1 pseudogene is annotated in these 689 nt (G+C 66.3%); it reads right to left on the bottom strand.

Annotated features, from left to right (window positions below):
- Positions 1 to 689: pseudogene (locus GTW23_RS23345) on the bottom strand (thiamine pyrophosphate-binding protein); the annotation flags it as partial.

Here is a 689-nt window from a genome sequence, read left to right as displayed (position 1 = left end):
TCCGTCACCAGTCCGACATCGGGTTTCAGCCGCACCATCTCGGTCGGATCGATATCGACGCGGACCACCTTCAGCCCCTTGGGCATCCAGCGCCAGCGGAAATACTGCAGCTCGAGCCGCGAACCGATGCCGATCAGCAGATCGCAGGTCTGCCAGTACTGCCAGGCCGCCGGCGGCAAGAGCGCGAGCGGATCATCATCGGGCAGGATGCCCTTGCCCGAGCGATGCGCGGTCACCGGCGCCTGCAGCAACCTGGCCAGTTCCGCCACCTCGGCTTCGGCACCGATGGCGCCGGAGCCGAGCATGATCATCGGGTTCTTCGCCGCACGGATCAGAGCTGCGGCTTTTTCCATGGCCTCGGGATCGGGGCGCGGCGCGGCAACAGGCCGCGCGGCTTCCGGCAAGTCGACCTCGGCCGCCATGCCGAACACATCCCAGGGGGCTTCAATGCCAACCGGCCGCTGACGGCCCGACAGCATCTGCCTGAAGCCCTCGTTCATCACCGCTCCGGCCTCGGTCGGATGGTTGATCCGCTCGGCCCATTTGGTCAGCCCCTTGAGCGTGCCGAGATGGTCGGGCAGCTCGTGCAGTTGCCCCCTGCCCTGACCGATCAGATGCGACATAATGTTGCCGGTCAGGCACATCACCGGCGCATTGGCGCCATAGGCTGTGCACAGTGCTGCACCGGA

Origin of the sequence: Parahoeflea alexandrii (genome assembly GCF_024105735.1) — a bacterium.
Taxonomy (GTDB): domain Bacteria; phylum Pseudomonadota; class Alphaproteobacteria; order Rhizobiales; family Rhizobiaceae; genus Hoeflea; species Hoeflea alexandrii.
This window is presented reverse-complemented; position numbering and strand designations above follow the sequence as displayed.